Source organism: Caballeronia sp. DA-9 (assembly GCF_051615025.1).
GTDB lineage: Bacteria > Pseudomonadota > Gammaproteobacteria > Burkholderiales > Burkholderiaceae > Caballeronia > Caballeronia sordidicola.
Genome location: NZ_CP195134.1, coordinates 110,062 through 136,730 on the forward strand (window position 1 = coordinate 110,062; position 26,669 = coordinate 136,730).

A 26,669-nucleotide genomic window follows, 5' to 3' on the forward strand; every position below is an offset into this window, starting at 1 on the left:
GTGCTAGAAAATGTGAGTTACCGCTACAAGATTCCTGCCGCTCTAATGCTGGCTATCTTACTGACGGAACTCGCGGTCACTGCCGCTCTTGTTGCGCTGACCCTGTCGGATGCACGGCGCAACGTGGAAAGCGGTGCGCGCAACCTGGCAAATGTAACGACGCTGTCCATACGCGATTCGTTGATGCGCGATGACCTATATCGAGTCTTCGAGGTCATCCGGGCACCAATTGACGCAAGGGAGCTTGGCAACCCCTTAAAACAGGTCATTGTTTTGGACTCGGCCGGCCGCGTTTACGCATCAACCAACCCGAAATTCTCAGCGACGTGGGCTCGGGCATCGTCCCTTGGGGAGCCGGTGGCTGTCGCGATACGTCAAGTCCATGCCAACCCGGAATTCTTCTACCTCAGCTTCCCCAGCGTCTTCGCCCTTGACGACGTAGTGGCCGCCCAAGCCGTTCTGGCTGAGGACGGCAGTTTTCTTGGCTACGTCGTGGTTACTTACGACACGGGTAAGGTTCGCGGAGAAATTGCGACGTTACTCATTCGGATGGTCCTATTGAGCCTATTCGGCCTACTACTGCTGCTGCCGATTGCGTGGTGGTGGGGAAAGCGGATGGCAACGCCCCTTCACCGGCTCAGCGATGCGATGGAGCGGGTGCATACGGCGGCTCCCGAAATTCTCAAGAGCGAAGTCGATGCGCGGGGGCGCGATGAAATCGGAGCCTTATCGGCGAGTTTTCGCGGGATGCTCGACGAGCTTTCAGAAAAACGCCAGCTTGAACGTGAGATGGTTGTATCTGAACGATTGGCAGCGGTCGGCCGTGTCGCCGCTGGAATCGCACACGAGATTAACAATCCTCTCGGCGGGCTCATTAACGCTGTTGATACCTTGGCCAAGCATGGGGCGCCTGACGGGCTCACCAGCCGCACTCTGGGCCTCTTGGAGCGTGGCCTTACGCAAATTAGGTCGACCGTCGGGGCGCTTTTGATAGAGGCAAGACTCGATTCGCCTGCGATGGGTCAAGCCGATTGGGATGACTTGCAAATTTTGGTGCATCCCGAAGTCATCACGAAAAATCTTCAGATGCAGTGGTCCGTGCCGGCCGACACCGTAGCCTTGCCATCGCACCTGCTTAGGCAACTCGTGCTCAACCTCTTGCTGAACGCGGTCAAAGCAGTCGAAGAAGGTGGAACGGTCTCGTGCACAGCGACCGCTTCGCCGTCGGAAGTCTGTGTGTTGGTATCTAACACGGGCGAACACATACCTGAACACGTGGTGAACCATGTTTTCGAGCCATATTCTCCAAACCAGAAATCGGCAGGCGTGCGCAGTTATGGGCTCGGTTTATGGGTCAGCTATCAAATCGTCACGCAGCTTCGCGGGACGATATCAGTGAGCAGCCAGCCCGGCCAAACGACCTTCGAGGTTGTGCTCCCTATAACGGCAGGAGACAAGACATGAGCGAAGCTCTGATATGCCTGGTCGAAGACGACCCCATCATGGGCGAATCGATGGTCGAGCGCTTTCAATTGGAAGGCTTTGAGGTCGATTGGCACACGCGCGCTGCGGATGCCTTCGCAGCGATTCCGAAGAAGGGTTACTCGGTCGTGGTAAGCGACGTGAGATTGCCCGACTTTGCGGGCGATGAGTTGTTTAGCCGGCTACGGCACGCAATGCCGACGGTGCCCCCCTATATTCTGGTAACGGCTTATGCCTCGATTGATGGCGCCGTGTCGATGCTGAAATCGGGCGTGTCTGACTACGTGACGAAACCGTTCGACATCGCCGAATTAGTCCGGAAAATACAGGCGCTGTCTGTGCAGAACATCCCTGAACAAGCAATGCCGGCTCACGGGCCGCTTGGTGTTTCACTCGCGATGCGCAGATTAGCGGAAGCTGTCCCAAAAATAGCGAAACGAGCGTCGTCCATTCTCATCAACGGCGAGTCAGGTTCCGGCAAAGAGGTTCTTGCTCGACACATCCATGAAATTGCCGCAGGCGGCCACGAGGAGCCATTCATTGCCGTCAATTGCGGAGCCGTACCTGAGACATTAATGGAGTCGGAGTTCTTCGGCTTTGAGCGTGGGGCCTTTACCGGCGCGGACCGTCAAAAGAAGGGATTTTTTGAGCTTGCCCATGGTGGCACGCTGTTTCTTGATGAGATAGGTGACCTACCCCTCGCAATGCAGGTGAAGCTTCTGCGCGTCCTTCAGGAAAAACGTGTTCGAAGAGTTGGCGCGGAAAGGGATATTGAATGCAACTTCCGTCTCGTGTGCGCGACGCACAGGGAACTGCAAGAGCTTCTGAAGGAAGGACACTTTCGGGAAGACCTGTTTTATCGTCTAAATGTCGTCACGCTGCGTGTCCCGCCGTTGCGCGAGCGAAGCGATGACGTCCTGTGGATAGCAGGCCGATTCTTGTCGGGCTACGCCGAAAGTAATCGTGAGCCCGTGAAACAGCTTCATCCCGCTACCGAGGCGGCACTCGTTGGTTTCAACTGGCCTGGAAACGTCCGTGAATTGCGAAATCGGCTCGAGCGAGCATGCTTGATGTCGGCGGGTAACGTTTTGATGCCGTCGGACGTTTTCACGGACCCATCAGCCTTCAACGATGCGGAGGTCGCCGAAGCTCCTTTGTTGTCGGTGTACATGGACCGGTGCGAGGCGCTCTACATCAACAACGCATTGGTTCAGCACCACGGCCGAATCGCGGAAACAGCAGCCGCACTTGGCATTTCCCGCAAAAGCTTGTGGGAGCGAATGCGCCGGCACCGGATTGCTGGGCAGGAAGGCTCGGCTTAAAAACTAAGCGGTCGCCATCTTGAAGGCGACCGCCGCTACCTACAGATTCAGGTATTCTGCCGCGTTCAATTCGTCTTAGACGGAAGCCCCGCGGATTCGTTTCCCGCGCGTCTCTTGAGCTCTGTTATGAACCTGACCAGCTCGGCAGGTTAAGCCTGCAGTCGAAGAGCAAGCGCCGCGAGCGTAACAACCAAAATAGGGAGTGTCAGAACGATGCCGGTCCTGAAATAGTAGCCCCACGTGATAGTGACGTTCTTGCGAGCCAGCACATGCAGCCATAGCAAAGTCGCGAGGGACCCGATTGGCGTGATTTTTGGGCCCAGGTCACTTCCAATGACGTTGGCGAACACCATGGCCTCTTTCACGACACCAGTTGCGCTGCTCGCATCAATAGACAGCGCTCCGACAAGCACTGTTGGCATGTTGTTCATGATAGATGACAGAAAAGCGGTGAGAAGTCCGGTGCCCAGCGCTGCCGCCCAGACGCCGTGAGCAGCGAGATAATTAAGAATTCGCGCAACGTATCCAGTGAGCCCTTGATTGCGCAAGCCGTACACGACCAAGTACATGCCCAAGGAAAAGATAACAACCTGCCACGGAGCTTCCTTGAGGACCTTCTTCGTGGAGATGATGTGACCTCGTCCAGCGACCGCCAGAAGAATGGCTGCACCAACGGCCGCAACAGCGCTAATGGGGAGGCCCACGGCGTCGCACCCGAAGAATCCAATCAGCAGCAGCGCCAACACCCACCAGCCGGCCTTAAAGGTAGATGTGTCGCGAATTGCTTCGCTTGGTTGCTTGAGCTCGGCAACGTCGTAGGTGGTCGGGATATCGCGGCGAAAATAAAATAGCAGCATGGCTAGCGTGACGGCGACCGCGACGATGTCTACGGGAATCATAACGCTCGCGTAGTGAGCAAAGCCTATTTTGAAAAAATCAGCCGAGACGATGTTGACTAAATTTGAAACGACAAGAGGCAAGCTAGCCGTGTCCGCTATGAACCCCGCGGCCATCACGAACGCAAGGGTTGCGGCCGGACTGAATCGTAGTGCAAGCAGCATTGCCATGACGATAGGCGTAAGAATTAGCGCGGCACCATCATTTGCGAAAAACGCGGCAACGGCCGCGCCGAGCAGGACCAGAAACGCAAAAAGCTTCCGACCGTTGCCGTTGCCCCAACGCGCCACATGTAGTGCTGACCACTCGAAAAAGCCGGCTTCGTCGAGAAGCAAGCTAATGATAATCACAGCGATAAACGTGAGCGTCGCGTTCCAAACGATATGCCAAACCACCGGAATATCTGAGATATGAATCACGCCAGTCAGCAGCGCGAGGACGGCACCGCCGACTGCGCTCCATCCGATGCCCAAACCCCTTGGCTGCCAAATCACGAATACGATGGTGAGGATAAATATTAGTACCGCGGTAAGCATTAAAGACTTCCTAAAGTTGCGAAGCCGAACGGCCCCGCGCCATTGCAGACGATGTTGGAACGCGAGTAGAAACCGCCGAAATGATGCGCCAATAGCTCAACAGGCAGCAACGTAGCCGCTGTTCTGTCTATGTCGTAGGCAACCGACGCGCGTCCACGAACCCTCATTCGCCCTTTGCCGCCAAATCGCTTCCGATGCGCTGAAGTTGTTCTCGCGTATCAAGCCTGTCCAGCTTGTCTAAGGGCAATATTAACCAGCAAGTCGATGCGCTTGCGCAACTGAATGAACGCAGTTATGAAAGCCTTGCGCTTGTCCTCGTCTGTGCCCTCAGTTATCGACGGGTCGGGGATGCCCCAATGCGCTTTCGCGGGATGTCCTGGCCAGATTGGGCAGACTTCACCTGCAGCGTTATCGCACACCGTGAAAATGTAATCGATTTTGGGAGCGCCTTCTTCCGCAAACTCATCCCAATTCTTGCTTCTGAGATTGTCGACGTTGATTTCCCGTGAGCGCAGCAGGTCAAGGGCAAAAGGATTAGGCGCAGTGCCAGGATGACTTCCCGCGCTGTAAGCAGTGAACCGGTCGCCGGCCACGTCATTCAAGATGGCCTCTGCAAGAATCGAACGCGCAGAGTTATGAGTGCACAGGAAAAGAACGGCGTGTTTTTGGTTTTCGGTCATGAATGCTCCTGAAAGCGTAAAAGTCGCCCATTGGCAACATATCAACATCTCTAATATAATCGAAATGACGTTTTTTGGCAATGCACCATCGAGAAGATGCCTCAAAGACTGCAGTTATGGCTCGCCGTCATAAAAATTTCATCAAGGCCCAGCTTGTCACATCTTTGTCACGGACTATACTCAGAATCCCGACAGTCGTAATGTATCTAGAGTTATCGAGATATCAGCAACCACTGAGGATGACTAAAATGAAGAAGTTGTTCGTGCAACGTCTCGCAGGCGCTGCGCTCGCTGCCACATTCGCAGTTGTCGCGCATGCGGCAGATATAACGGGGGCCGGTTCGACGTTTGTCTACCCGATCTTGTCCAAATGGTCGTCCGACTATAACCAATCATCTGGCAACAAGGTGAACTACCAGTCGATCGGCTCGGGCGGCGGTATCGCGCAGATCAAGGCGGCGACTGTCGACTTTGGTGCGAGTGACATGCCTATGTCGGTGGCCGACCTGAAGGAGAAGGAGATGGGCCAGTTCCCCTCCGTCATCGGTGGCGTAGTGCCAGTCGTAAATATCGCAGGCGTTGCCCCAGGAAAGCTCCGCTTTACGGGGGCACTGTTGGCTGACATCTTCCTCGGAAAGATTACGAAGTGGGATGATCCGGCGATCGTGAAGGTAAATCCAGGTGTGACCCTCCCAAGTGCGAACATCACGGTGGTCCACCGCTCGGACGGATCAGGCACGACCTTCAATTGGGTGAACTATCTGTCCAAGGTCAGTCCTGATTGGAAATCGAAGGTAGGTGAGGGCACGTCGGTTTCATGGCCTGTGGGTGTCGGTGGCAAGGGCAACGAGGGGGTCGCTGCGTATGTGAATCGGCTGAAAAACTCGATTGGATATGTTGAGTACGCGTACGTCGTTCAGAACAAGATGACTTACGCCTCAGTTCAAAACAAGGCAGGAAACTTCGTTGAACCCAACGGCAAAAGTTTTCAGGCTGCCGCCGCGACTGCCGACTGGTCGACCTCGACCGACTTCGATCTCGTTATGACCGATGCGAACGGGCCGGAAGCGTACCCAATCACGGCCACGACGTTCATCATTATGTACAAGCAGCCGAAGAATGCTGCGCAGTCGAAAGCTGCAATTGAGTTCTTTAAATGGGCTCTGGAGAAGGGGCAGTCCCAAGCGCAGTCGCTCGACTATGTTCCGCTTCCCCCTCCGCTCGTCAAGCAAATTGAAACGTACTGGTCTACGAACTTCAAGTTCTAATTGCTAGTGAACTCAGCCAGTGCCGGCTGCTCGCTCGGCGCTGGCCGTCAAGGATGAGCCATGCCCCCGACTGCTGAAGAGTTAGCAAACGACGTCCCTCGCCAGCGTCGCGCCGGCGACATGATAGGCACCGAATTAACCTTCCGAACCCGCGTGCGGCGTCTTCCCGACGAGCTGGCGGACCGCTTATTCCGCTATACGGCTGCAGCAGCAGCGATTTTCGTGCTGGCCCTGCTGGCCGGAGTTGCCATCTCGATGTTGTGGGGTGGGCGCTTGGCTTTCCAGACTTTCGGTTGGCACTTCCTCGTGAGTACTGACTGGGACGCGGTAGCGCATAAATTCGGCGCGCTCATTCCCATCTACGGGACCTTGGTCAGCTCTTTGCTTGCACTCGTTATCGCGGTGCCGATCAGCTTCGGTATCGCGATCTTTATCACTGAGATTGCGCCGACCTGGATGAAAAATCCAATCAGCACGGCGATCGAATTACTCGCCGCTATCCCCAGCATCATCTACGGGATGTGGGGCCTATTTGTGTTCGCGCCCGTCCTGGCCGACCATGTGGAGCCTTGGCTCATTGATCACCTCGGTAACAAGTGGCTCATCGGGCCGCTTTTTTCGGGCGCGCCTATTGGCCTCGGCATGCTTCCGGCCGGCATCATCCTCGGCATCATGATCATCCCGTTTATCAGTGCTGTGATGCGCGACGTGTTCTCGGCGACACCCCAGGTACTGAAAGAGTCGGCATTTGCCCTCGGTTCGACACGTTGGGAGGTCATGCGCAAAGTGATTCTGCCGTACACGCGCTCGGCGGTCATTGGCGCGATTTTTCTCGGATTGGGGCGGGCGCTGGGAGAAACCATGGCGGTCACGTTCGTCTTGGGTAATGCGCACGATCTGAGCGTGTCCTTGCTGAACCCGAGCAACTCGATCGCAGCGACGCTTGCCAACGAGTTCACGGAAGCCGACTCTCCGATCTACTTGTCGTCCCTCATCGCGCTGGGATTTGTCCTCTTCGTTGTGACCTTTATCGTGCTTGCGTTCGCGAAGTTGCTGTTGCTGAGATTAAACCGAATGGAAGGAGCTAAATGATGCAAGGCTTCGACATGAGAAAACTTCGCAAGCGGCGATTTACCAACAATGTGGTGTTTCTGTTGTCGGTCGGCTCGACGCTCTTTGGTCTCTTCTTCCTGGCCTGGATTCTTGTCACGACGGTCATCAACGGTGCCGCTGCCTTGCGGCCGAGCTTGGTAACGCAAATGACACCGCCTCCCGGCCAAGATGGTGGCTTGCTCAACGCGCTGTATGGCAGTTTCACCATGATTGGCATCGCTACCGTCATCGGGGTGCCGCTTGGATTGATGGCCGGTACCTACTTGGCCGAATACGCGCGCGGAACCCGCCTCGGCGCGGTCATCCGTTTCGTGAACGACATTTTGCTGAGCGCGCCGTCGATTGTCATTGGTCTTTTTACGTACGAGATCATCGTCAGGCAAGTCGGGCATTTCTCGGGATGGGCGGGGGCAGTGGCGCTTGCGATCATCATGCTCCCGGTTGTCATTCGGACCACCGACGAGATGCTTCAGTTAATACCGGACAGCATGCGAGAGGCGGCACTATCACTCGGCATCCCCCGCTGGAAGATCAGTTCGCGCATATTGTTGAAAGCAGCAAGTTCGGGCGTTGTCACCGGTGTTCTACTTGCGGTAGCGCGCATCAGCGGTGAAACGGCGCCGCTTCTGTTCACGGCGCTCAACAACCAGTACTGGACGACCACGCCGAACGGCCCCATGGCCAATATCCCAGTGGTCATTTTCCAGTATGCGATGAGCCCGTACGACAGTTGGCACGCTCTAGCCTGGGCAGGAGCCTTCTTGATGACGATTTTCGTTCTTGCGCTGGCAATCCTGTCGCGCACCTTCTTCGGCCGCGGTCATGCCCCCCGTTAAGATGCCATCAGCCCGTACAAACACGACGCGTATTCGCGTACGCAACCTCGATTTCCACTACGGCCACCGTCAGGCGCTATTCGACGTGAACGTCGACTTTCCCGACAGAGAGGTCACCGCGATCATCGGAGCATCCGGTTGTGGGAAGTCAACCTTGCTGCGAGTGCTGAATCGGATGTATTCGATTTACCCTGGCCAGGCCGCAAAAGGTGCAGTGGAGCTTGACGGCCAGAATATCCTTGACCCCACCTTCAAACTGAGTGCGCTTCGTCTGAAGGTCGGCATGGTGTTCCAAAAGCCGACGCCCTTCACGATGTCTATCTACGACAACATTGCCCTGGCCATCCACCATCACGAGTCACTCAACCACGCGGAAATGGACGAGCGAGTGGAGTTCGCTCTGCGCCGAGGTGCGCTTTGGGACGAAGTGAAGGACAAGCTTGATCAAAGCGCTCTGGCCTTATCGGGTGGCCAGCAGCAACGCCTGTGCATCGCCCGCGCCATCGCAGTGGATCCCGAAGTGCTTCTGCTGGACGAGCCAACCTCGGCGTTGGACCCAATCGCCACAGGCCGCATCGAGGAGTTGCTAGAGACGTTGAAACGACACTACACGGTCATCATGGTCACACACAACATGAAGCAGGCCGCTCGGGTGTCGAAAAACACGGCATTTATGCATCTGGGTAAGCTGATCGAATTTGGAGCGACGGAGCAAATTTTCACCAAACCCCGTGAGAAGCTTACCGAAGGCTACGTCCGAGGTCTCTATGGCTGAGCTTGCTAGCGCACCCGGCGTTGATGCAGAGCTTGCCACGAAGATTGAAGTTAAAAATCTTAACTTCTTCTACGGCAAATTTCATGCGCTCAAGAACGTTAATCTTTCTATACCCGAGAAGCGTGTGACCGCTTTCATTGGCCCGTCGGGATGTGGAAAGTCGACACTTCTTAGGACGTTCAACAAGATATTCGTCCTTTATCCAGAGCAACGAGCTGACGGCGAAATTCGAATAGACGGTGCGAACGTACTTACCTCGAAAGCGGACGTGACCTTTCACCGGGCTAACGTCGGAATGGTGTTCCAGAAACCCACTCCGTTCGCGATGTCGATCTACGAAAACGTTGCCTTTGGACCGAGAGCATTTGAGTCCATCTCCAAGTCAGATCTTGACGAGCGCGTCGAGTGGGCGTTGACCCGAGCTGCCTTGTGGAAGGAGGTGAAAGACAAAGTCCACATGAGTGGATACGGCCTATCTGGTGGCCAGCAACAACGGCTGTGTATCGCGCGCGCCATTGCCATGCGTCCGGACATACTGTTAATGGACGAGCCATGTTCGGCCCTTGATCCGATATCGACTGCGGGTATCGAAGAACTGGTTCTCGAATTGAAGGATGACCATACGGTGGTCATTGTCACGCACAACCTGCAGCAGGCCGCACGTTGCTCGGACTACACCGCGTACATGTACATGGGGGAGCTCGTCGAGTTCGGGCTGACACAAAAGATCTTCAAGAAGCCAGACCAACGTGCGACCGAAGACTACATCACTGGCCGCTTCGGCTAAGGAGTCACCATGACCGATAAACATCTGTCGAGCCAGTTCGATGCCGACTTGAATCAAGTTTCGACCAAGTTGCTTGCAATGGGAGGACTGGCTGAATCACAAATCGGTTTCGCTATGCAGGCATTGAACGACTTCGATCTCGATTTGGTAGAGCGAATCATGGACGACGAGCGGCGACTGAACGCGATGGAAATTGACATTGACGAAGAGATCAACAACATCATTGCACGTCGTCAGCCCGCCGCGAGGGACTTGCGTCTACTAATGGCCGTTTCGAAGACGATCACAAATCTCGAACGCGCGGGCGATGAGGCGAGGAAAATCGCCAAGCGAACCCGACGTATCTCGAGTGAGCCAGCGGCCCGCGCCATCAACATTGCCGAAATCAAACTATCTGGTGAGATGGCAATTTCCGTTCTTCACCGTGCGCTCGATGCGTTTGCTCGCTTGGACACCGTCGCAGCAGCCCACATCATCCGTGAGGACGACGCGATCGATCAGCAATTCAAAGCGTTTGTGAGGAAGCTGATTACCTACATGATGGAAGACCCGCGTGTAATTTCGGTCGCACTTGACTATCTGTTTATCGCGAAGGCAATTGAGCGGATTGGTGACCACGCGACGAACATCGCGGAGTTCATCATCTATGTCGTCAAAGGCACCGACGTGCGCCATGTGTCGCGTGAGAAGTTGGAGCGCGAAGCGTTGGGCTAAGGATAAGGGGAAAGGTAGTGCCCGCAACTATACTTTTTGTTGAAGATGAACCGGCGATCGCCGAAATACTTTCGATTAATGCTCGACATGCGGGCTATCTTCCGCTCGCGGCGTTCACCGTGGCCAAAGCCAACGAGATTATCTCGGACGTGCTTCCCGATATCATTATTTTGGACTGGATGCTTCCGGACCAATCAGGTCTGACGTTCTTGAAAGATATCCGCAACGATTCCAGAACACGCGATCTACCGGTGATTATGCTCACTGCCCGGGGAGAGGAATACCACCGCCTGGAAGGTCTCGAAGCGGGCGCCGACGACTACATATCGAAACCGTTCTCGCCGAAAGAACTGCTGGCGCGGATCAAGGCCGTATTGCGAAGAAGGGCACCACAATCGACCGACGATCCGGTCATCATGCACGGGATCAGATTGGACCCGGCAACACGTAGGGTCTTCGGAGTAATAGATGGCACTGAGGTTCCGCTGCGGCTTGGCCCGACAGAGTTCAAGCTACTGCATTTTTTCCTGACGCATCCGGAACGGGTTCACTCGCGATCCTTCGTGCTCGACCAGGTTTGGGGCGACCACGTTTTCATCGAAGAACGCACGGTCGATGTGCACATAAAACGCTTGAGAGCCGCGCTTCGGCCAGCGCACGGCGAAGCGCTGATCGAGACCGTGCGAGGCTCCGGATATCGACTGTCAGCAGCGCTCCCGGTGGCTGCAAGTGTTGCAAAAGCAGCTTAAACAAAAGTGTCGTGCAATTGACATCTCGATAGCTGTAGAATCGTTGGTTGGATCCGACGAGTCAATGGCATGATGAAGGAAAAAGACGCAATCAAAGCACTATCGGCGCTCGCACAATCTACGCGCTTGGGGATTTTTCGCCTGCTGGTAACAGCAGGTCCGGACGGGGTGAGCGTGGGGGTCATTCAAGAGCAGCTGGAACTGGCCAGCGCGACGCTATCGTTCCACCTGAAAGAACTTACGCATGCGGGCTTGGTGAGTTCTCGTCAAGAGGGCCGTTTTGTTTACTATGCCCCTGAGATCAACCACGTGAACGACCTGATCGGCTTTCTGACCGAGAACTGCTGTGAGGGAGTAGATTCAGCGAACTGCACGCCTCGCAAAAAGGTGAAGTGCAAGCCGGTGCCTGCCTGAACGATTTGGCGAGGTGCGCTCGCGCCGCAGCTGGGTCGATCGATGGGTTTGTCTCGAAAGCCGCTGCGGGAAAAGAGACCCTACGCTACCGCATCCTTGGCTGCACAGCCCAGTCCTTCTGCTGCGCAACAGTTTTCCATCAGGAAGTCGATAAGCGCCTGCATATGCCCATATTGGGCGCGGTACATCACGAATCGCCCGTGTGCTTTACCCTCGATCAAGCCAGAGTGGGCCAATTCCTTCAGATGGAAGGATAGGGTAGGCGCGGCCAAGCCCAAACTTTCCGAAATGGCTCCCGCGCTCATCCCTTCGGGCCCTGCGGTGACCAGCAATCGGAATGTGGCCAGTCTCGTTTCCTGCGCGAGCGCCGCAAGCGCCTTCACCGCCAGCTTGCTGTCCATCGTCTTCATGACGCTCACTCCCTTTGGTCCGTGATTTCAATCTCTTCCGCGCCCGCCAATGCCGCGAGGTCGGTCCGGGGATCTATGGGACGACCTTCGTCAACCCGTTCACTGTATCGATCAACAAGGTAATCCGCCTTACCCCGCAAAAGGAGCGTGAATTTCACCAACTCCTCCATGACGTCAACAATGCGGTCGTAATAAGCAGACGGCTTCATCCGTCCATGTTCGTCAAATTCCTCGTACGCCTTTGCTACTGACGACTGGTTGGGGATGGTGAACATACGCATCCATCGCCCCAACTGACGAAGCTGATTTACAGAGTTAAAGCTTTGTGAGCCGCCGCTCACTTGCATGACAGCGAGCGTTCTGCCTTGGGTGGGGCGGACGCCGCCCATCGCCAGCGGCAGATGGTCAATTTGGGTTTTGATGATGCCCGAGATGGTGCCATGCCGCTCGGGGCTGCACCAAACCTGGCCTTCTGACCAGATTGAGAGGTTGCGAAGCTCCTTTACCTTAGGGTGCTCGTTGCACTCAACGTCATCGGGGAAAGGCAACCCGCGTGGGTCGAAGATTCGGGTTTCGGCACCGAAGAACTCAAGCAGGCGCGCGGCTTCCTCGACAGCCAGACGCGAGAACGATCGCTCACGGAGTGAACCATAGAGCAGCAAGATTTTTGGCGGCGACGCGTCCGGCATGCCAAGGCGTTTAGCAATGTTGCCGTCGAGGAAGTCAGGCTTTGCAGCAGGCATTGAATTATCAGTGATGCGCGATCTTGATGACATAGCGATGTATCCAGGCGAAAATTTCATATTTCCAATTATATGGAAGTGTAGTAATTTAGCAAGTGCGGGGCCGAGCTTCTCGGCATCCGACAGATCGTGCACCGCGGCGTGAGAGGGATCAGGGAGTGAACCATGACACATGATAGAGAAGCTGTCTGTCAATTATTGCCGAGTTCCGGCGATATTGAATGCAGGTCGATGCGAGCGTTCGTTGCGATTCGACTCAACCCACCCCTGAGCGCCGCGAACGAAGACTTAGACATCCGTTGTGACCTTCTCACCGGCCGCTCCGCGTCTGGTCGATGGGCGGCGGATTCCCGTGCTCTTGCAACCGCGTTATCGCGGTCGCTCGGTCATGTGGCGGGAAGGCCGGCCGACTCATTAATGATCACGACCGGCGTCGGCCGGCTTGAACTTGTGCGCTTTGTGAGAGGTGGTGCGGCGAACGCAGCAGTGCTTTTGCTCGACGCGGCCGAGTTGTTCCGATTACCTCCCTGTGATTGGCAGACCGCGTTTCTGCGAACCCGCAATCAACTAGCCGAAGAGGGCGTCACGTTCTACGTGGCGCTGGTCAACCGCCGGTCTTTTCTACGACTGAATATGCTAGCGGCCGCTCGCAATTTTTATAAGATCAACGAACTCACTGCATTCTGCACTCGGGAAGGAATCGGCCTGCTGTCCGCCGGCAGCTTATCTGGGTCGCTTGAAAGTGATGACTTTGATACACCGCCACGCGAGGAGCGCCTTGCGAACGCCATCGCGAGCGACTTGATGTCGGCTCGGTTTTTTTGCTGCAATGCCTTCCGGATCACTCCGACAAGCGCGCGAACGGCCGTAATGGGGGCGGGCTCGAAGTGAATACTTTGTCAAATCGTCGGGGCAGGTACGCCGAGCCCGAAAATGTTGCCACCTGGGCGCTCGCGATCGCTCAACTCGTTTCCTGGGGCTCGGTGTATTACGGCTTTTCCCTATTCGTCGTGCCGATGGAGCACACAATGGGTTGGAGTCGCACGTGGACGAATGGCGCACTCTCGGTCGGGCTGCTTGTCTCGGGCCTCGCAGCCTACCCGATCGGAGCCTGGATCGACAGAGGTCACGGACGATTTGTGATGGTTGCCGGCTCGATCCTCGCTACCGCGATGTTGCTGCTGTGGTCACAAGCGGAAAGTCTTGCATGCCTGTTTGTCGTCTGGATCGGTTTGGGCGTCGCCATGGCCGCAATACTTTACGACCCGGTGTTCGCAGTTGTTACGCGAGACTACCCGACAACGTTTCGCACCAAGATCACACTGATCACGCTCGTCGCCGGTTTCGCTAGCACGCTCTTCATTCCCCTGACACAAGGTCTTGTGAGTTGGCTCAGCTGGCGGCACGCCCTCATCGCGCTGGCGGCAATCAACCTTGTGGTGTGCCTGCCTATCCACCTCACCGCAGTCAAGGGAAACCCCGGCCAAGCGCGGACCCCCGTCGAGAAAGCACGCCTTAAATCAGAGGCGCAGGCCTCGGCAGCTCGGGCCTTGCACACGCCCACATTTTGGGGCTTGAGCGTGTGCTTCACTGCCTACTACGCCGCGTTCGCTGCCTTGACCTTTCATTTAGTCCCGCTTCTGGTTGAACGGCATGTCGGCTCTGGTTTAATCTTGGCGACTATGGCAGTCATCGGGCCGGCCCAGGTTGCGGCACGCGCGCTGTGGTTTGCGGTTGGCCGCAATGTACGTCCAGCGCTCATCGGCATCATCGTTACCATTTCTTTCCCTGTCTCAGTCGTTGTTCTTTTGTGCGCGGGAGCGTCGCCCGGCCTCCTAATGCTGTTTGCCCTTATTTACGGAGGCGCCAATGGGATGATGACCATTCTGCGCGGAACGATCGTGCAAGATGTCATGTGGACCGAAGGTTACGGCGCGGTCAGCGGCCTGTTGTCGACACCATCCAATATCGCGAAAGGGGTCGCACCCATTTCGGCTGCCGCGTTGTGGACTATCCACCAGAATTACCTCCTCGCAGGCACGGTGATCCTCGTCGTGTCGTGCATTTCGGCTTTTGCATTTGTGATCGCAATGTGGCTGTCACGCGACGGCCGTGCGACACGGAGAAACGCTTGAGAGACGACGAGCACATGCGAAAATCGATCAAAGTCTCGGTACTTTACTGGCGCTCGAGTGCGGCGTCGCTACTTCCGATCAAGAGAAGATAGCGGCATTAGGATTATTCCTGATCCGAGAAGTTCGCAGCTGCGAATGATGTAGATCGAGCGCGCACGCTCAACCAATATTGCGGCGATCGAAGCGCGTCAAAATTGAGAGAGGATCACGCTCTCCCGCACGATGCATGGCCACGACTGCACTCACTTCGTTGCAGTTTCGTACCCATCAGTCAGCGTGTTGAGAAACGCGACGACATCCCTGATCTCTGCCTCATCCAACGCCGGTTTTTCGCCGCGTTTGCGATCAAACGGGGCGTCGGTGTTCAAGTTCGCCCAGTATCGTTTCGGTAGGTCGTCGAATTTCTGGACACCGCTCTTCGAAACTGGATAGAACTTTTCTGGGTTCGTATCTCGCTGAACGTAGAAGCGCACGACCTCATCGAGTGAGTGATAGATCCCATTGTGAAAAAACGTCTTGCGCAGCGCGACGTTGCGAAGCGACGGTGTGCGGAAGATACCGCAATATTCCGCACGTCCTTTTAAATCAGTCCGTTCGGGGCCGCAAGCACCCAGATCATAGGAATGAGGATCTTTATTGACGGGTAATGCTCGGTTTCGCGGCACGCCGATCGCAATTAGCCCAAAGTCAGTGAATCGCGGAGGTGTTCCATCCTTCGCACGCTGACTGATGTGACAGGACGCACAATTGCCCTTGCGCTCATCATTGAAAAGCTCGAGACCGTGCAGTTCTGCTGCGTTTAACGTTGCTTTCCCGGCAAGATACGCATCAAACTTGCTTGTGTACGGATAGAACTTCGCAGGTAGTTGCTCGAATGTCTCAAGTGCCTTGAGGACTGCTGCAAACGCCTTATCATCATTGTTAAAGATGTCAGGCCCAAACGCCAGCTTGAATTCACCAGCATATGGAGCGGCCTTTACGGCAGATACTACCTTCGCGGGTGTGCTACCCATCTCGAATGAGGACAACAAGGGTATGCGCGCTTGATCCGCACCGTGATCGACGCGGCCATCCCAAGTCAGTCCTCCGGTCGGTCCCGCATCGACACTCTCATCTCCTTCGTCGTCTGAGTCGTGAAAGTGTTCAGTGAACTGAGGCACACCCTCCAAGTACGTCAACGACGGGACGGCCCGAAAGCCTGAGCGATGCATATCGTTTCCGCCGAGTTGTACGGACAGGGAATTCGGTGGCCCAAATGCGTGAGAGGGGCTATGACAAGACGCGCACGCAAGCAAGCCAGAGCCAGACAGTGAGGGATCCAGAAATATCTTCTCGCCGACTGAGGTCATCACTTTGACGGCAGCGAACACCTGCGCTCTCGATTGCCCGCCAGCTGGTACGGCATTCACCTTTGGAGGCTCAGTTACGCTTTTCTGGGCCTCTGCATGAGAGTCGCAACCCCTGAGCCAAGCGATGCACACCAACGCGCAAGCTGCGCCGAGTGCGATCGATTTGATAACAGGAACTGCTGCAAGCGAAAAGCGCGGAAAAAGCATGGCGAGCCCGCATCAAGAAAGCCGCAGCGTATGTCTCGTAGATGTCTTTTCCGTGACGATTCGGCGTCCAAAAAATCTTTCTTGTAGCTTTCGTTTACGTAAGTAATCCGGCTCTTTTCTGTCAACGTAGTTTGGGAGACTTGCGACGCCCGACGATTTGGCGCTGTGCGATACCTGTGAGGCGCCGGCCCCCCACCCAAGAGAAAATTCATGAACAAGAAACTCGTGTGTGCCATCCCGCTTGCGGCTTTAACCGCCCTCGGCTTATACGCCTGCGGCGGCCACGATAGCAATCACGCCGACCTTTCGTCCGTGCAGAACATCGTAGTCATCTACGCTGAGAACCGTAGTTTCGATAACCTATACGGCACCTTTCCGGGTGCGAACGGCATCCAGAATGCGACGACGGTCAACACGCAACAGCTTGACCGCAATGGTAGCGTGCTGCCCATTCTGCCAGCCGTTTGGGGCGGTTTGACAGCCACGGGCGTGACGCCCGCCATCACCCAAGCGATGACTGTCAATCTTCCGAATACCCCATTCGCTATCGATGATCCGGCCGGATTCAACACCGCGTTATCGGTCACCACGCGGGACCTGTACCACCGGTTCTACGAAAATCAAATGCAGATTGACGGCGGAAAGAACGACAAGTTCGCAGCGTGGGCTGACTCGGGCGGTCTTGTTATGGGTCACTACAGCACAAACGCGGACAAGCTCCCGCTTTACAAGATCGCTCAGCAATACACGCTTGCTGACAACTTTTTCATGAGCGCTTTCGGGGGATCATTCCTCGACCATCAGTGGCTCGCATGCGCATGTACGCCGACGTATCCGAACGCCGACAAAAGCCCGGCTGCGGGTTCCATATCGGCTGTCAATAGCGACGGAGTCTCGTTGCAACTTGCGGCTAACTCGCCAGTGTCCGCTCTGACTGGCATTCCAAAGTTCGTAAATTCGGGCAATCTTTCACCCGACTTTTACGCCATCAACACCATGCAACCGCCGTACCAGCCAAGTGGCAATCCTCCCGCTGCAGGGGGCGATCCTACCCTTGCTGATCCCAGCGTTGCGACTACGCTGCCGCCGCAAACTCAGCAACACATCGGCGACCTCTTAAACAACGCTGGCGTCTCTTGGGCATGGTATGGAGGGTCGTGGGCAGCAGCTTTGGCTGACCGTACAAAGATCAACGGAGCAGTGAATGTTGTGCCAGATTTCCAGACCCACCATCAACCGTTCAATTATTTTGCGGACTTGGCGCCTGGCACGGCTAATCGCGCGCAGCATTTGCTCGATGGTGGAACGGACGGCGCCGAATTTATTAAAGCTATCGACGCAGGTACGTTGCCACAAGTTGCTTTCTATAAACCGCAGGGAAATTTAAACGAGCATGCAGGGTACACGGATGTGGCGTCGGGTGATGCGCACATCGCCAACGTCATTCAGCATCTTCAGGCGAGCCCGCAGTGGAAGAATATGGTCGTCGTGGTGACCTATGACGAGAATGGCGGCTTCTGGGATCACGTCGCCCCCCCCAAGGGTGATCGTTGGGGTCCCGGCACCCGTATCCCGGCGCTGGTCATCTCGCCATATGCAAAGAAGGGTTTCGTCGATCACACGCAATACGACACAACGTCAATCCTCAGGCTCATCACGCATCGGTTCTCTCTGCCGTCTCTCGCCGGGTTGACGACACGCGACGCCGCGCTGGTGGCAAACGGTGGCAAGCCAATGGGGGACCTGACTAACGCGTTGGACTTTTCACAGTAGAAACTGAAGCCTAATATAGAACTCAGCGGTGACCTCGATACGTTCGAGGTCACCGCGCGTTTGTGTAGTCGCGACCGTCCTTCTCGGTACAAAAAAGGTTAGCTTAGCTGAGATGTTTGTTTCCACATCAACTGACCGATACCTTACATCGATTGAAATTGTGCTTGTTTATGTCTTTCCGATACGAAGCCGGCCGCGTGGATAGGTGGTGATTCGTACGCTCGTCAGTATTTGGCCTAGCTTACATCGGCAACGCAATCGCAAGGATCACACAGGGAGCACGCCATGCATGACGTGACAGATGCGGAGAATTCGGGACGGCTGAGCGTGAAGTCAGTTCAGGACTATATCGACGAGCGACCAATGTGGCCCGATGGAACGCATCTACCGTCAGCACCAATGACATCGATGCAATGGCGCATCTGGACTCTGGCCACAGCAGGGAAGTTCTTCGAAGGCTTCGTCGTGTTCATGACCGGTGTCGCGCTGCCGCTTATCTCCCGTGAGTTCGGCATCAGTGCCGCACAGGACGGCTTCATCAGCGCGGCGAGCCTCATGGGTATCCTCGTTGGGGCCGTGGGGCTGGGCGGCATGTCTGATTTCTTCGGACGAAAACGGATGTTCATTGTCGAGATGATCATCTTCGTCGCGTTTCTGGTGCTACTTATCTTTTGCACCAATTTTATCTCGCTTGTCATTTGTCTTTTCGGCTTGGGTGTTGCGCTGGGCTGCGACTATCCGACCGCGCACATGATCATCTCAGAAAGTATTCCGAGCACGAGCCGAGGCAAGCTTGTTTTGGGCGCGTTCGGATTCCAGGCGTTGGGCGCACTCGGAGGAACAGCGGTAGGCCTTTTGGTCCTGTCTCTCGTCCCGGATTTGAATGCTTGGCGGTGGATGTATGGCACCGCGATCATTCCCGCGCTAGCGGTCACGATCGGGCGTTTTTTCATCACTGAGAGCCCGAATTGGCTTCACGTGCGAGGCGCGACAGATCGAGCGGAAGAAGCAGCAAGAAGACTTCTTGTGCGTAAGCCGCAATATCCGACGAGCATCGCCTTGTCGCGCGATGTCATGCTCGCCGGCGGAGGGCATGGTGGCACACAAAGTTTTATTGCGTTGTTCAGAAAGCGCAATCTGCGCGCGACGATCTTGGCCTCCTTTCCGTGGTTCCTTCAGGATCTTGGAACTTACGGTATCGGAATCTTCACGCCTACGATTCTCGCGGCCGCGTTCGGCAACAAGCCTGATCATGTCCGCAGCATCAGCGACCTGATCCTCAATGGCATCCTGGCCGCCAAAGGCTCCGCGTTGATCACGACCCTGCTCATTGTCGGCATCGTCTTCGCGGTCGCGCTTGCGGATAGGGTCGGGCGAATATGGCTGCAGGTCATTGGGTTTACCGGTTGCGCAGCAGGATTATTGATCGCCTCGTTCTCCGATGGTTTTGAGGGCTCCACGAAGACGGCAGTGATCTTCGCTGGTTTCATGCTCTTCAACTTCATGACTAACCTCGGCCCCAACGCGCAGACCTACCTGCTGGCGGGCGAGGTCTTTCCCACTGCTATCCGTGGCACGGGCGCGGGTTTCGCCGCGGCCGTAGGCAAGATTGGCGCGGTCGCGACCGCTTTTCTATTTCCCATTCTGCTCACAGGTATCGGCACGGGTCCGCTTCTCTACATTCTGGTTGCCACATCGCTGCTCGGCGCAGTGATTACTTGGATGTTCCGCATCGAGACGGCCGGCGTCAATCTCGATGAAATCGGCCGCTAATGGCGCCGAGTTTGAGCAGGATGCTTGGCGAACCATTGAGTTCCAGTTGCGAGACGGAGAGACGTGCATGACGAATCCTCACAATGACCCAGTACCCTCGTTGAAACGTCGATGGCTCGTTGTCGCGTCGCTGTGTACGTCCGCGGTCGCCCTGATGCTGAGCGCGTCGGTGCGCGCGGACGATATTACTTTGACCGAAACTGGCTCGACCTTGTTATTTCCATTGTTTAATACTTGGGTCGCCGCATACGCCAAGTCCCACTCGGGCGTTCGAATCACTACTGCTTCGACCGGCTCAGAAGCCGGAATCCGGGAGGCCATCGCCGGCAAGGTCAGGATCGGCGCCTCGGACGCATACATGTCCGACTACGACGCCCGGCAACACCCGCAAATCATCACCGTTGCCCTCGGCATTGCCGCTCAGACGATCAACTACAACTTGCCAGGTCTCAACGCGACTTCAATCAAGCTTGACGGTCCGGTGCTCGCGGCAATTTATATGGGAACGATTGTTGAATGGGATGCGCCGCAGATCGCAGCGCTCAATCCCGGTGTAGCCTTACCTCATCACTCAATTGTTCCGATTCACCGAGCCGACGGCTCCGGCGATACATTCGTTTTCACCCAGTTCTTGTCGTTTTCGACTCCGTCCTGGGAGGGCGACCGCGGCTATGGCACCACGATCAAGTGGCCTTCTGCGCCGAACAGTGCATCCGCAGTTGGTAACACGGGGATGGTGCAGTCGATCCAAGCAACCCCGTATTCGATCGGCTATGTTGGCATCAGCTTCACAGACAGCATAGCAAGCGCAAAGCTGGGCACTGCGGCTCTCAAAAACGGCGCAGGCGAATTCGTCTTGCCAAGCAAGGAGACCATCACCGCCGGGGCTGCGTCGCTCGGCCCACGCACGCCCGCTGACGAACGCCTGAGTCTCGTGTTCGCTCCAGCAAGCGGCTCATATCCGATGGTCAACTATGAGTATGCGGTTGTTTCAACGCAGCAGCCTGACGCAAAAACAGCGTCGGCGGTCCGCAGGTTCCTTCTTTGGTCGATTGTGCCGTCGGAGACTATAGAATCCTATCTGGACACAGTTCATTTTATTCCTCTGCCGCCGCACACTTGGGAACTGAGTCAGGCACAGATCCAGTCAATCAAATAACCACATAGTGGCATCGAGCGCGACTCACGATGACGATGTCGAGCCGAGCGTCACACACCGCCAAACGGGGAAGTTTCGGGAGCAAGCGAAGCCGACCAACCTTCTAACGCCGATAACACTTCTGCCCAGACTCCGCCATGTCATCGCCCAAACACGCAAAAGTGCTGATTCTCGGTTCCGGCCCCGCCGGCTACACCGCCGCTGTCTACGCGGCGCGTGCCAACCTGTCGCCATTGCTGATCACGGGCCTGGCGCAAGGCGGTCAGCTCATGACCACCACCGACGTCGAAAACTGGCCCGGCGACCCATTGGGCGTGCAAGGCCCGGAACTGATGCAGCGTTTGCTGGAGCACGCCGAGCGCTTCAACACTGAAATTGTCTTCGATCACATCCACACCGCCAAGCTGACCGAACGGCCTATTCGCCTGATCGGTGACTCGGGCGAGTACACGTGCGACTCGCTGATCATTGCGACGGGCGCATCGGCACAATATCTGGGCGTGCCGTCGGAAGAAGCGTTCATGGGCAAGGGCGTGTCGGCTTGCGCGACGTGTGACGGCTTCTTCTACAAGAACGGTGAAGTCGCGGTGATCGGCGGCGGCAACACGGCGGTGGAAGAAGCGCTGTATCTGGCGGGGATTGCCAAGAAGGTGACGGTGGTTCATCGGCGCGACAAGTTCCGCGCCGAGCCAATCCTGATCGATCGCTTGCTGGCGAAGGAAAAGGAAGGTCTGGTCGACATCAAGTGGAACCATGTGCTCGACGAAGTCACCGGCGATGCTTCCGGCGTGACCGGCTTGCGTATCAAATGCACCGACACCGGCACGACCAGCGACGTGCCGCTGCAAGGCGTGTTCGTTGCAATTGGCCACAAGCCGAATACGGACCTGTTTGTCGGCCAACTCGAGATGAAAAACGGCTACATCATCACGACCGGCGGGCTGCAAGGCAACGCGACGAGCACCAGCATTCCGGGCGTATTCGCGGCGGGCGATGTACAGGATCACATCTACCGCCAGGCTGTCACCAGTGCCGGCACGGGCTGTATGGCCGCACTCGATGCTCAGCGCTACCTTGAAAGCATCAACGAAAACCCCGCCGTGCACTCGATGAGCGCCGAAGCCGGGCGAATCGGTGTGTGACTTCATGAATGCGTTGCGGCGTGGTTGAACAAACCGGTTACCGCGTAGGTCCGTTGTTCCTATTTCGTGGGGAAAGTCAGCGCGAGTTCATTCTCGCGGAAGCGACTGAGTATGGACGATCACGCTGTCTTCCTCGCAGAGAATGACGCCATAACCGGGGTTCTCATCCACGGGAACCAGCTTTTGCTCGTGCATTTTCAGCGCAAAACCTAGATGAGGCGTAGTCATCACGATGAACGGCGTTCCCTTCCAAATTCCTGAGACGCTTCGATGCAGGTGCCCGCAGAGAAGAAGGGGGGCGCGATATCGGTAGCGCTTAAGGATAGCCGCGAATTCGGTATCACCCGCTGAAAGTTGTGCTTTGTCGAGTGCAGGGATGCCCACACCTACCGGTGGGTGATGCATGAAAACCAGCGCCCGGTCGTCTGTTGCGGCCAACGTCTTTTCTAGCCAAGCGAGTCGTTGAGTGCAGAGCTCGCCAAAATGCTTGCCATCCGCAAGGGTATCGAGATAAATGAGTTCGAAGCCATCCAACCGTTCCGCGTCCTGGACAAATCCATCGCGACGCTTCACGTCAGGAAACGCCGCTGTCAAGGCAGCCCGATCGTCGTGATTGCCAACCAGTAGGCGCACCGGTATGTTGACATCAGCGAGTAGCCTCTCCAACGAAGAGTACCCTTCTGAATTCCGGATTTGTATCAGATCGCCAGAGACAATGAGCCGTGCTGCATCCGAATGATTGGAGATCATGTGGTCAATGCATCGACGGAGCCGTTCACCTGGGTTGACACCACTTTTATGGGATGCCCCCGCGTTTATCAGATGCAGATCGGTGATCCAGAGAAGCTTCATAGGACGACTCCACAAGTGTTCCGTGCACGTAAGAACTTTGACTGGCGTTCACGGTGGTAGACGTACAGTAGGGCGCGAGCAAGCTCGATTGTATCGAGCGATGTGATCGTTGGCACGGTCCTCACGCCGCTGCGCTTCTAGGCTTCAGGTCGACCGTCAACCATGACCGCGGTTACCAACCTCTCTCTCACTCCTCATCGAAACGCGATGATGGTGGCACAGGATGCTGAGCTTATTTGGGCTGCCGCGCACGCAGGATAAGCGTTAGAACGCCCGCGCACGAACGGACCAGAGCCCCTTAAGTTGTTTGCCCATCAAACGAACACCGTGACCAGAATTATCTCTCGATATACACGACATATCTAGTATCATAGAAACGATATTCGTCTACCGAAGGTGATCAAACATGAACAAGCAGTTCGTGCAACGCCTCGCGGGTGCTGTTGTGGCTGCAACAGTCACTGCCACTGTCTATGCAACCGATATCACCGGGGCTGGTTCGACGTTCGTGTATCCCGTTCTTTGGAAATGGGCGGCGGACTACAACCACGCGTCCGGTAACAAGGTTAACTACGAGTTGTCAAACGCAATCTCAAGTTGATACAGCTTCGTACGCAAACGCAATTGGAAATTAATACACCTACTCACGCGGTTATTGGCTGGGTGCTACCTCCTTTGAACTGCGTCTGCGTTTGATGTCGTCCCCGTCGTGCAATTGCGGCGGCGCAATTCTGTTGATCATCCCAGCCTGACGTTTTTCCTTTAGCCGATACGATTCACCGGAGATCGGTACGACGTGTGCATGATGAAGCAGCCGGTCAAGCAACGCCGCAGTCAGCGTCGCGTCGTCGGCAAAGGTCTGATCCCACTGACCGAACGGCAAATTGCTGGTGAGGACGAGACTGCCCGTTTCGTATCTTTTGGCAATGACCTGGAAGAGTAAGTTCGCCTGTTCCCGATCCATTGGCAGGTACCCCATCTCATCAATGATCAGAAGTCTGTACGGCTTCGTGATGCGCTTGATGGTTTCCTCGAGCTGGTTACGCCGCAACGCGGTCGTCAATTGCATCAGGAGGTCGGCGGCGGTGATAAAGCGAACGCGGAACCCGGCCTGCGTTGCACGATATCCAAGTGCCAATGCGAGGTGAGTTTTACCCACGCCACTAGGTCCGAGCAGTACGACATTCTCCGCACGCTCCACAAAGGCTAGGCTGCTTAGCTCGAGTACTAGCGGTTTGGGTACGCCGAGTGCGAACTCGAAATCGAAATCATCAAGCGTCTTGATCGCCGGGAAGCCGGCGAGACGGGTCAGCATCCGGCGCATTCGTTCCGTGCGAGCCATTGCTTCATCTTTTAACGCGTGTTCGAGGAAGTCGAGATAGCCAAGCTCGCGCTTCGCAGCCATTTGTCCAAGGTGCGCAATCTGCGTCGGCAAATGCAGGAGGTTGAGTTGCTTACACAACACGGTCAGTCGCTCGAGCTGCGGCGTCATGCGTTCACCTCCTGCGTTCGGCTGAAGGCATCGTAGACCGACAACGGATGCTGCAGCGGTTTTTCCCATTCCGACGTTGCATACCGCGATACCGGTTTCGGTTGCTCATGCGGCGTCGCTCCAGTTCGGACCGACCGTCCCACGTACGGTGCCGGCAGCGGCAGCAAATGTGGGCGCTCTTCGAGCAATACCTCAGCTGGTACGCGTTTCGTGGTGCCATGAAGACGAACGTTGGCAACGTCGCGCAGCCACCGCCTGACACGCTCATTGCAAAGGCCACAGTCCGCTGTCAACCCGGCTTGTTTAAGCATTGAGACCAACGGGACCCAGAAGCTGTAGCGCAAATAACCATTCATACGCTCGACTTTGCCTTTCGTCTTTGCACGGTATGGTTTGCAGACGCGAGGCACGAACCCGTGATGTTTAGCGAAGTCGGCGAATCCTGGATGATATCGATGCTGTTTTTTGCCATATGCATCGCGTTTCAGGATTACCGTTTTCATATTGTCATACACGATTTCTCTGGTGACGCCTCCAAATGCCTCGAATGCCCGCACGTGGCAAGCCAGCAGCGTTTCAATACGCATGTCGGTGACAAACTCCGCGTAACTTACGCGGCTGTAGCCCAACGTCGCGACGAACGCGGCGAGCATGCCGAGCTTGTGCCCCGGCTTACGAAACTCGATCCAGTCCATCTGCATCTGTTGGCCCGGCTCGGTCTCGAATCTGACTACTGGGTCGGGACGCGCAGCGGGTCGAAGTTTCTGCAGATAGTCCTGAACCTGTCGCAATCCGCCTTTGTAGCCGCGCTCCTCAATCTCTCGCTTGAGCACCGTCGCCGGGATCCAGTCTGGCTTTGCTGCTTCGACCCGGCCCTGAAGATACGACTTAAACGGCGCAAGCTTACTCACGACGGGCTCACGCACTTTGCGATGCGGAGGACCTAATGCCAGATATTTCCGAACCGTGTTGACGGCCATGCCAGTCTCTACCGCGATGTCTCGCAGGCTATTCCCTTGGCGACGCAGAATCTCGATTTCCATGTACTCCTCGTAGCTGATCACGGGCCGCCCAAAAAGAGCAACCCTACAACGAGGTGTATCAATTCCTAAACGCGTTGCTGTATTAATTTACAACTGCGCGTGACAGAGTCCGTTGGATCAGGCGCAGGTATCGCCCAAATCAAGGCTGCAACAGTGGACTTCGGCGCGACAGACATGCCCCTGTCAAGTAAAGACCTAAAGGCAAAGGAGCTGGGACAGTTCCCGTCCGTCATTGGTGGAGTCGTGCCGGTCGTCAATATAGACGGTGTGACCGCGGGTAATATTCGTTTCACTGGGTCGGTTCTTGCAGACATTTACTTGGGCAAAATTAAGACATGGAACGACCCGGCGATCACCAAAATCAATCCAGGAGTAAAGCTTCCGAATGCGAACATCACGGTAGTACATCGCTCCGATGGTTCGGGTACGACATTCAATTGGGTTAACTACCTTTCAAAAGTTAGTCCGGAATGGAAGCACAAGGTCGGTGAAGGTATATCTGTCACATGGCCAGCGGGCATAGGCGGAAATGGCAATGAAGGTGTCGCGGCGTATGTGAACCACGTCAAAAACTCCATTGGCTTTGTGTAGTATGCCTACGTCCTGCAGAACAAAATGACGTACGGCTCCGTTCAGAACAAAGCCGGCAACTTCATTGAACCGAGCGCAAAATCATTCCAAGCCGCCGCCGCGACTATTGACTGGACAAAGGCGCAAGACTTTGACCTCGTTATGACGGATGCAACAGGGTCGGAAGCGTATCCAATGACTGCCGCGACCTTCGTTGTTATGTATAAACAGCCGAAGAACGCTGCGCAATCGAAGGCCGCCATCGACTTCTTCAGGTGGGCACTGGAAAAAGGGCAACAACAGGCACAGTCCCTTGGTTACGTTCCGTTGCCGGACGTGCTCGTCAAACAAATCGAGGTCTATTGGTCTACCAACTTCAAGTTTTGATACTGCTGCAACCAAAGACGATACGGAATCGACAGGTCGGCGATAAAAAGTAATGTGCAGC

General features: G+C 55.8%; 24 protein-coding genes and 2 pseudogenes. 18 read left to right on the forward strand and 8 right to left on the reverse strand.

Features of this window, described 5'->3' with window-relative positions:
- Positions 1-1,464 (forward strand): ATP-binding protein, encoded by a 1,464-nt coding sequence (locus ACRWA7_RS33850; protein ID WP_438396887.1) that lies wholly within the window; start codon positions 1-3, stop codon positions 1,462-1,464.
- Positions 1,461-2,804 (forward strand): sigma-54-dependent transcriptional regulator, encoded by a 1,344-nt coding sequence (locus ACRWA7_RS33855; RefSeq protein WP_438396888.1) that lies wholly within the window; start codon positions 1,461-1,463, stop codon positions 2,802-2,804. Before ACRWA7_RS33850 ends, ACRWA7_RS33855 begins: the two co-directional genes overlap by 4 nt.
- A 149-nt stretch (positions 2,805-2,953) precedes the next feature.
- Here ACRWA7_RS33855 and ACRWA7_RS33860 read toward each other — a convergent pair whose 3' ends face one another.
- Positions 2,954-4,237, reverse strand: a complete 1,284-nt coding sequence (locus ACRWA7_RS33860; protein ID WP_438396890.1) for an arsenic transporter — start codon at positions 4,235-4,237, stop codon at positions 2,954-2,956.
- Positions 4,238-4,400: 163 nt separating this feature from the next.
- A pseudogene (locus ACRWA7_RS33865) lies at positions 4,401-4,917 on the reverse strand (arsenate reductase ArsC).
- A gap of 248 nt (positions 4,918-5,165) precedes the next feature.
- Here ACRWA7_RS33865 and pstS (ACRWA7_RS33870) point away from each other — a divergent pair.
- From pstS (ACRWA7_RS33870) to ACRWA7_RS33905, 8 genes are all read left to right on the forward strand, one after another.
- A complete protein-coding gene (gene pstS, locus ACRWA7_RS33870; RefSeq protein WP_438396891.1) occupies positions 5,166-6,185 on the forward strand; it encodes a phosphate ABC transporter substrate-binding protein PstS in 1,020 nt (339 codons plus the stop codon).
- A gap of 120 nt (positions 6,186-6,305) precedes the next feature.
- Positions 6,306-7,277 (forward strand): phosphate ABC transporter permease subunit PstC, encoded by a 972-nt coding sequence (pstC, locus tag ACRWA7_RS33875; RefSeq protein WP_438397163.1) that lies wholly within the window; start codon positions 6,306-6,308, stop codon positions 7,275-7,277.
- Entirely contained in the window at positions 7,277-8,134 is an 858-nt protein-coding gene (gene pstA / locus ACRWA7_RS33880; protein WP_438397165.1) for a phosphate ABC transporter permease PstA, read from the forward strand. Before pstC ends, pstA begins: the two co-directional genes overlap by 1 nt.
- On the forward strand, positions 8,121-8,909 hold the full coding sequence (gene pstB / locus ACRWA7_RS33885) for a phosphate ABC transporter ATP-binding protein PstB (protein ID WP_438396893.1): 789 nt from the start codon (positions 8,121-8,123) through the stop codon (positions 8,907-8,909). The genes pstA and pstB (ACRWA7_RS33885) overlap by 14 nt, the downstream gene beginning before the upstream one ends.
- Positions 8,902-9,696, forward strand: coding sequence for a phosphate ABC transporter ATP-binding protein PstB (gene pstB / locus ACRWA7_RS33890; RefSeq protein WP_438396895.1), 795 nt, complete (start codon positions 8,902-8,904; stop codon positions 9,694-9,696). Before pstB (ACRWA7_RS33885) ends, pstB (ACRWA7_RS33890) begins: the two co-directional genes overlap by 8 nt.
- Before the next feature lie 9 nt (positions 9,697-9,705).
- Positions 9,706-10,410 (forward strand): phosphate signaling complex protein PhoU, encoded by a 705-nt coding sequence (gene phoU, locus ACRWA7_RS33895; protein ID WP_438396897.1) that lies wholly within the window; start codon positions 9,706-9,708, stop codon positions 10,408-10,410.
- A gap of 17 nt (positions 10,411-10,427) precedes the next feature.
- Positions 10,428-11,159: a phosphate regulon transcriptional regulator PhoB gene (gene phoB / locus ACRWA7_RS33900; protein ID WP_438396899.1), complete on the forward strand. Its 732-nt coding sequence runs from the start codon at positions 10,428-10,430 to the stop codon at positions 11,157-11,159.
- Positions 11,160-11,231: 72 nt separating this feature from the next.
- On the forward strand, positions 11,232-11,573 hold the full coding sequence (locus tag ACRWA7_RS33905) for an ArsR/SmtB family transcription factor (RefSeq protein ID WP_438397167.1): 342 nt from the start codon (positions 11,232-11,234) through the stop codon (positions 11,571-11,573).
- 80 nt (positions 11,574-11,653) lie between these two features.
- Here ACRWA7_RS33905 and ACRWA7_RS33910 read toward each other — a convergent pair whose 3' ends face one another.
- On the reverse strand, positions 11,654-11,983 hold the full coding sequence (locus tag ACRWA7_RS33910) for an ArsR/SmtB family transcription factor (RefSeq protein WP_438396901.1): 330 nt from the start codon (positions 11,981-11,983) through the stop codon (positions 11,654-11,656).
- Positions 11,984-11,988: 5 nt separating this feature from the next.
- The gene (gene arsH, locus ACRWA7_RS33915; protein WP_438397169.1) at positions 11,989-12,726 is read right to left on the reverse strand and encodes an arsenical resistance protein ArsH; all 738 of its coding nucleotides are present in this window, start codon (positions 12,724-12,726) and stop codon (positions 11,989-11,991) included.
- A gap of 417 nt (positions 12,727-13,143) precedes the next feature.
- Here arsH and ACRWA7_RS33920 point away from each other — a divergent pair, with 417 nt between their 5' ends.
- Both ACRWA7_RS33920 and ACRWA7_RS33925 read left to right on the forward strand, forming a co-directional pair.
- Positions 13,144-13,617, forward strand: a complete 474-nt coding sequence (locus ACRWA7_RS33920; protein ID WP_438396902.1) for a hypothetical protein — start codon at positions 13,144-13,146, stop codon at positions 13,615-13,617.
- Entirely contained in the window at positions 13,614-14,861 is a 1,248-nt protein-coding gene (locus ACRWA7_RS33925) for an MFS transporter (protein ID WP_438396904.1), read from the forward strand. The genes ACRWA7_RS33920 and ACRWA7_RS33925 overlap by 4 nt, the downstream gene beginning before the upstream one ends.
- A 242-nt stretch (positions 14,862-15,103) precedes the next feature.
- Here the strand turns inward: ACRWA7_RS33925 and ACRWA7_RS33930 are convergent, their stop codons facing one another.
- Complete coding sequence (locus tag ACRWA7_RS33930; protein ID WP_438396905.1) at positions 15,104-16,417, reverse strand: cytochrome-c peroxidase; 1,314 nt, start codon at positions 16,415-16,417, stop codon at positions 15,104-15,106.
- A 210-nt stretch (positions 16,418-16,627) separates the two neighbouring features.
- Here ACRWA7_RS33930 and ACRWA7_RS33935 point away from each other — a divergent pair, with 210 nt between their 5' ends.
- The 4 genes from ACRWA7_RS33935 (at position 16,628) to trxB (ending at position 22,264) form a co-directional block, all read left to right on the forward strand.
- Entirely contained in the window at positions 16,628-18,190 is a 1,563-nt protein-coding gene (locus ACRWA7_RS33935) for an acid phosphatase (RefSeq protein WP_438396907.1), read from the forward strand.
- Between the two features lie 327 nt (positions 18,191-18,517).
- On the forward strand, positions 18,518-19,963 hold the full coding sequence (locus tag ACRWA7_RS33940) for an MFS transporter (RefSeq protein ID WP_438396909.1): 1,446 nt from the start codon (positions 18,518-18,520) through the stop codon (positions 19,961-19,963).
- A gap of 67 nt (positions 19,964-20,030) precedes the next feature.
- Positions 20,031-21,122 (forward strand): phosphate ABC transporter substrate-binding protein PstS, encoded by a 1,092-nt coding sequence (gene pstS / locus ACRWA7_RS33945; RefSeq protein WP_438396910.1) that lies wholly within the window; start codon positions 20,031-20,033, stop codon positions 21,120-21,122.
- Between the two features lie 137 nt (positions 21,123-21,259).
- On the forward strand, positions 21,260-22,264 hold the full coding sequence (gene trxB / locus ACRWA7_RS33950) for a thioredoxin-disulfide reductase (protein ID WP_438396912.1): 1,005 nt from the start codon (positions 21,260-21,262) through the stop codon (positions 22,262-22,264).
- Between the two features lie 87 nt (positions 22,265-22,351).
- Here the strand turns inward: trxB and ACRWA7_RS33955 are convergent, their stop codons facing one another.
- Positions 22,352-23,116, reverse strand: coding sequence for a metallophosphoesterase (locus ACRWA7_RS33955; protein WP_438396914.1), 765 nt, complete (start codon positions 23,114-23,116; stop codon positions 22,352-22,354).
- Between the two features lie 406 nt (positions 23,117-23,522).
- On the opposite strand from ACRWA7_RS33955, the gene ACRWA7_RS33960 reads away from it, so the two are divergent.
- Positions 23,523-23,717 (forward strand): hypothetical protein, encoded by a 195-nt coding sequence (locus ACRWA7_RS33960; protein ID WP_438396915.1) that lies wholly within the window; start codon positions 23,523-23,525, stop codon positions 23,715-23,717.
- A 51-nt stretch (positions 23,718-23,768) separates the two neighbouring features.
- Here the strand turns inward: ACRWA7_RS33960 and istB are convergent, their stop codons facing one another.
- A complete protein-coding gene (istB, locus tag ACRWA7_RS33965; protein WP_438391858.1) occupies positions 23,769-24,608 on the reverse strand; it encodes an IS21-like element helper ATPase IstB in 840 nt (279 codons plus the stop codon).
- Complete coding sequence (gene istA, locus ACRWA7_RS33970) at positions 24,605-25,672, reverse strand: IS21 family transposase (protein ID WP_438391857.1); 1,068 nt, start codon at positions 25,670-25,672, stop codon at positions 24,605-24,607. Before istA ends, istB begins: the two co-directional genes overlap by 4 nt.
- 84 nt (positions 25,673-25,756) lie before the next feature.
- On the opposite strand from istA, the pseudogene pstS (ACRWA7_RS33975) reads away from it, so the two are divergent.
- A pseudogene (gene pstS / locus ACRWA7_RS33975) lies at positions 25,757-26,608 on the forward strand (phosphate ABC transporter substrate-binding protein PstS); the annotation flags it as partial.
- Positions 26,609-26,669 lie beyond the last annotated feature (61 nt).

Excerpts from the sequence above, each read along its gene's own strand:
- ACRWA7_RS33855 (WP_438396888.1), top strand. The coding sequence starts at position 1,461 with ATGAGCGAAGCTCTGATATGCCTGGTCGAAGACGACCCCATCATGGGC.
- ACRWA7_RS33860 (WP_438396890.1), bottom strand. The coding sequence starts at position 4,237 with ATGCTTACCGCGGTACTAATATTTATCCTCACCATCGTATTCGTGATT.
- pstS (WP_438396891.1), top strand. The coding sequence starts at position 5,166 with ATGAAGAAGTTGTTCGTGCAACGTCTCGCAGGCGCTGCGCTCGCTGCC.
- pstC (WP_438397163.1), top strand. The coding sequence starts at position 6,306 with ATGATAGGCACCGAATTAACCTTCCGAACCCGCGTGCGGCGTCTTCCC.
- pstA (WP_438397165.1), top strand. The coding sequence starts at position 7,277 with ATGCAAGGCTTCGACATGAGAAAACTTCGCAAGCGGCGATTTACCAAC.
- pstB (WP_438396893.1), top strand. The coding sequence starts at position 8,121 with ATGCCCCCCGTTAAGATGCCATCAGCCCGTACAAACACGACGCGTATT.
- pstB (WP_438396895.1), top strand. The coding sequence starts at position 8,902 with ATGGCTGAGCTTGCTAGCGCACCCGGCGTTGATGCAGAGCTTGCCACG.
- phoU (WP_438396897.1), top strand. The coding sequence starts at position 9,706 with ATGACCGATAAACATCTGTCGAGCCAGTTCGATGCCGACTTGAATCAA.
- ACRWA7_RS33905 (WP_438397167.1), top strand. The coding sequence starts at position 11,232 with ATGAAGGAAAAAGACGCAATCAAAGCACTATCGGCGCTCGCACAATCT.
- ACRWA7_RS33910 (WP_438396901.1), bottom strand. The coding sequence starts at position 11,983 with ATGAAGACGATGGACAGCAAGCTGGCGGTGAAGGCGCTTGCGGCGCTC.
- arsH (WP_438397169.1), bottom strand. The coding sequence starts at position 12,726 with ATGCCTGCTGCAAAGCCTGACTTCCTCGACGGCAACATTGCTAAACGC.
- ACRWA7_RS33920 (WP_438396902.1), top strand. The coding sequence starts at position 13,144 with ATGATCACGACCGGCGTCGGCCGGCTTGAACTTGTGCGCTTTGTGAGA.
- ACRWA7_RS33930 (WP_438396905.1), bottom strand. The coding sequence starts at position 16,417 with ATGCTTTTTCCGCGCTTTTCGCTTGCAGCAGTTCCTGTTATCAAATCG.
- ACRWA7_RS33935 (WP_438396907.1), top strand. The coding sequence starts at position 16,628 with ATGAACAAGAAACTCGTGTGTGCCATCCCGCTTGCGGCTTTAACCGCC.
- pstS (WP_438396910.1), top strand. The coding sequence starts at position 20,031 with ATGACGAATCCTCACAATGACCCAGTACCCTCGTTGAAACGTCGATGG.
- trxB (WP_438396912.1), top strand. The coding sequence starts at position 21,260 with ATGTCATCGCCCAAACACGCAAAAGTGCTGATTCTCGGTTCCGGCCCC.
- ACRWA7_RS33955 (WP_438396914.1), bottom strand. The coding sequence starts at position 23,116 with ATGAAGCTTCTCTGGATCACCGATCTGCATCTGATAAACGCGGGGGCA.
- ACRWA7_RS33960 (WP_438396915.1), top strand. The coding sequence starts at position 23,523 with ATGAACAAGCAGTTCGTGCAACGCCTCGCGGGTGCTGTTGTGGCTGCA.
- istB (WP_438391858.1), bottom strand. The coding sequence starts at position 24,608 with ATGACGCCGCAGCTCGAGCGACTGACCGTGTTGTGTAAGCAACTCAAC.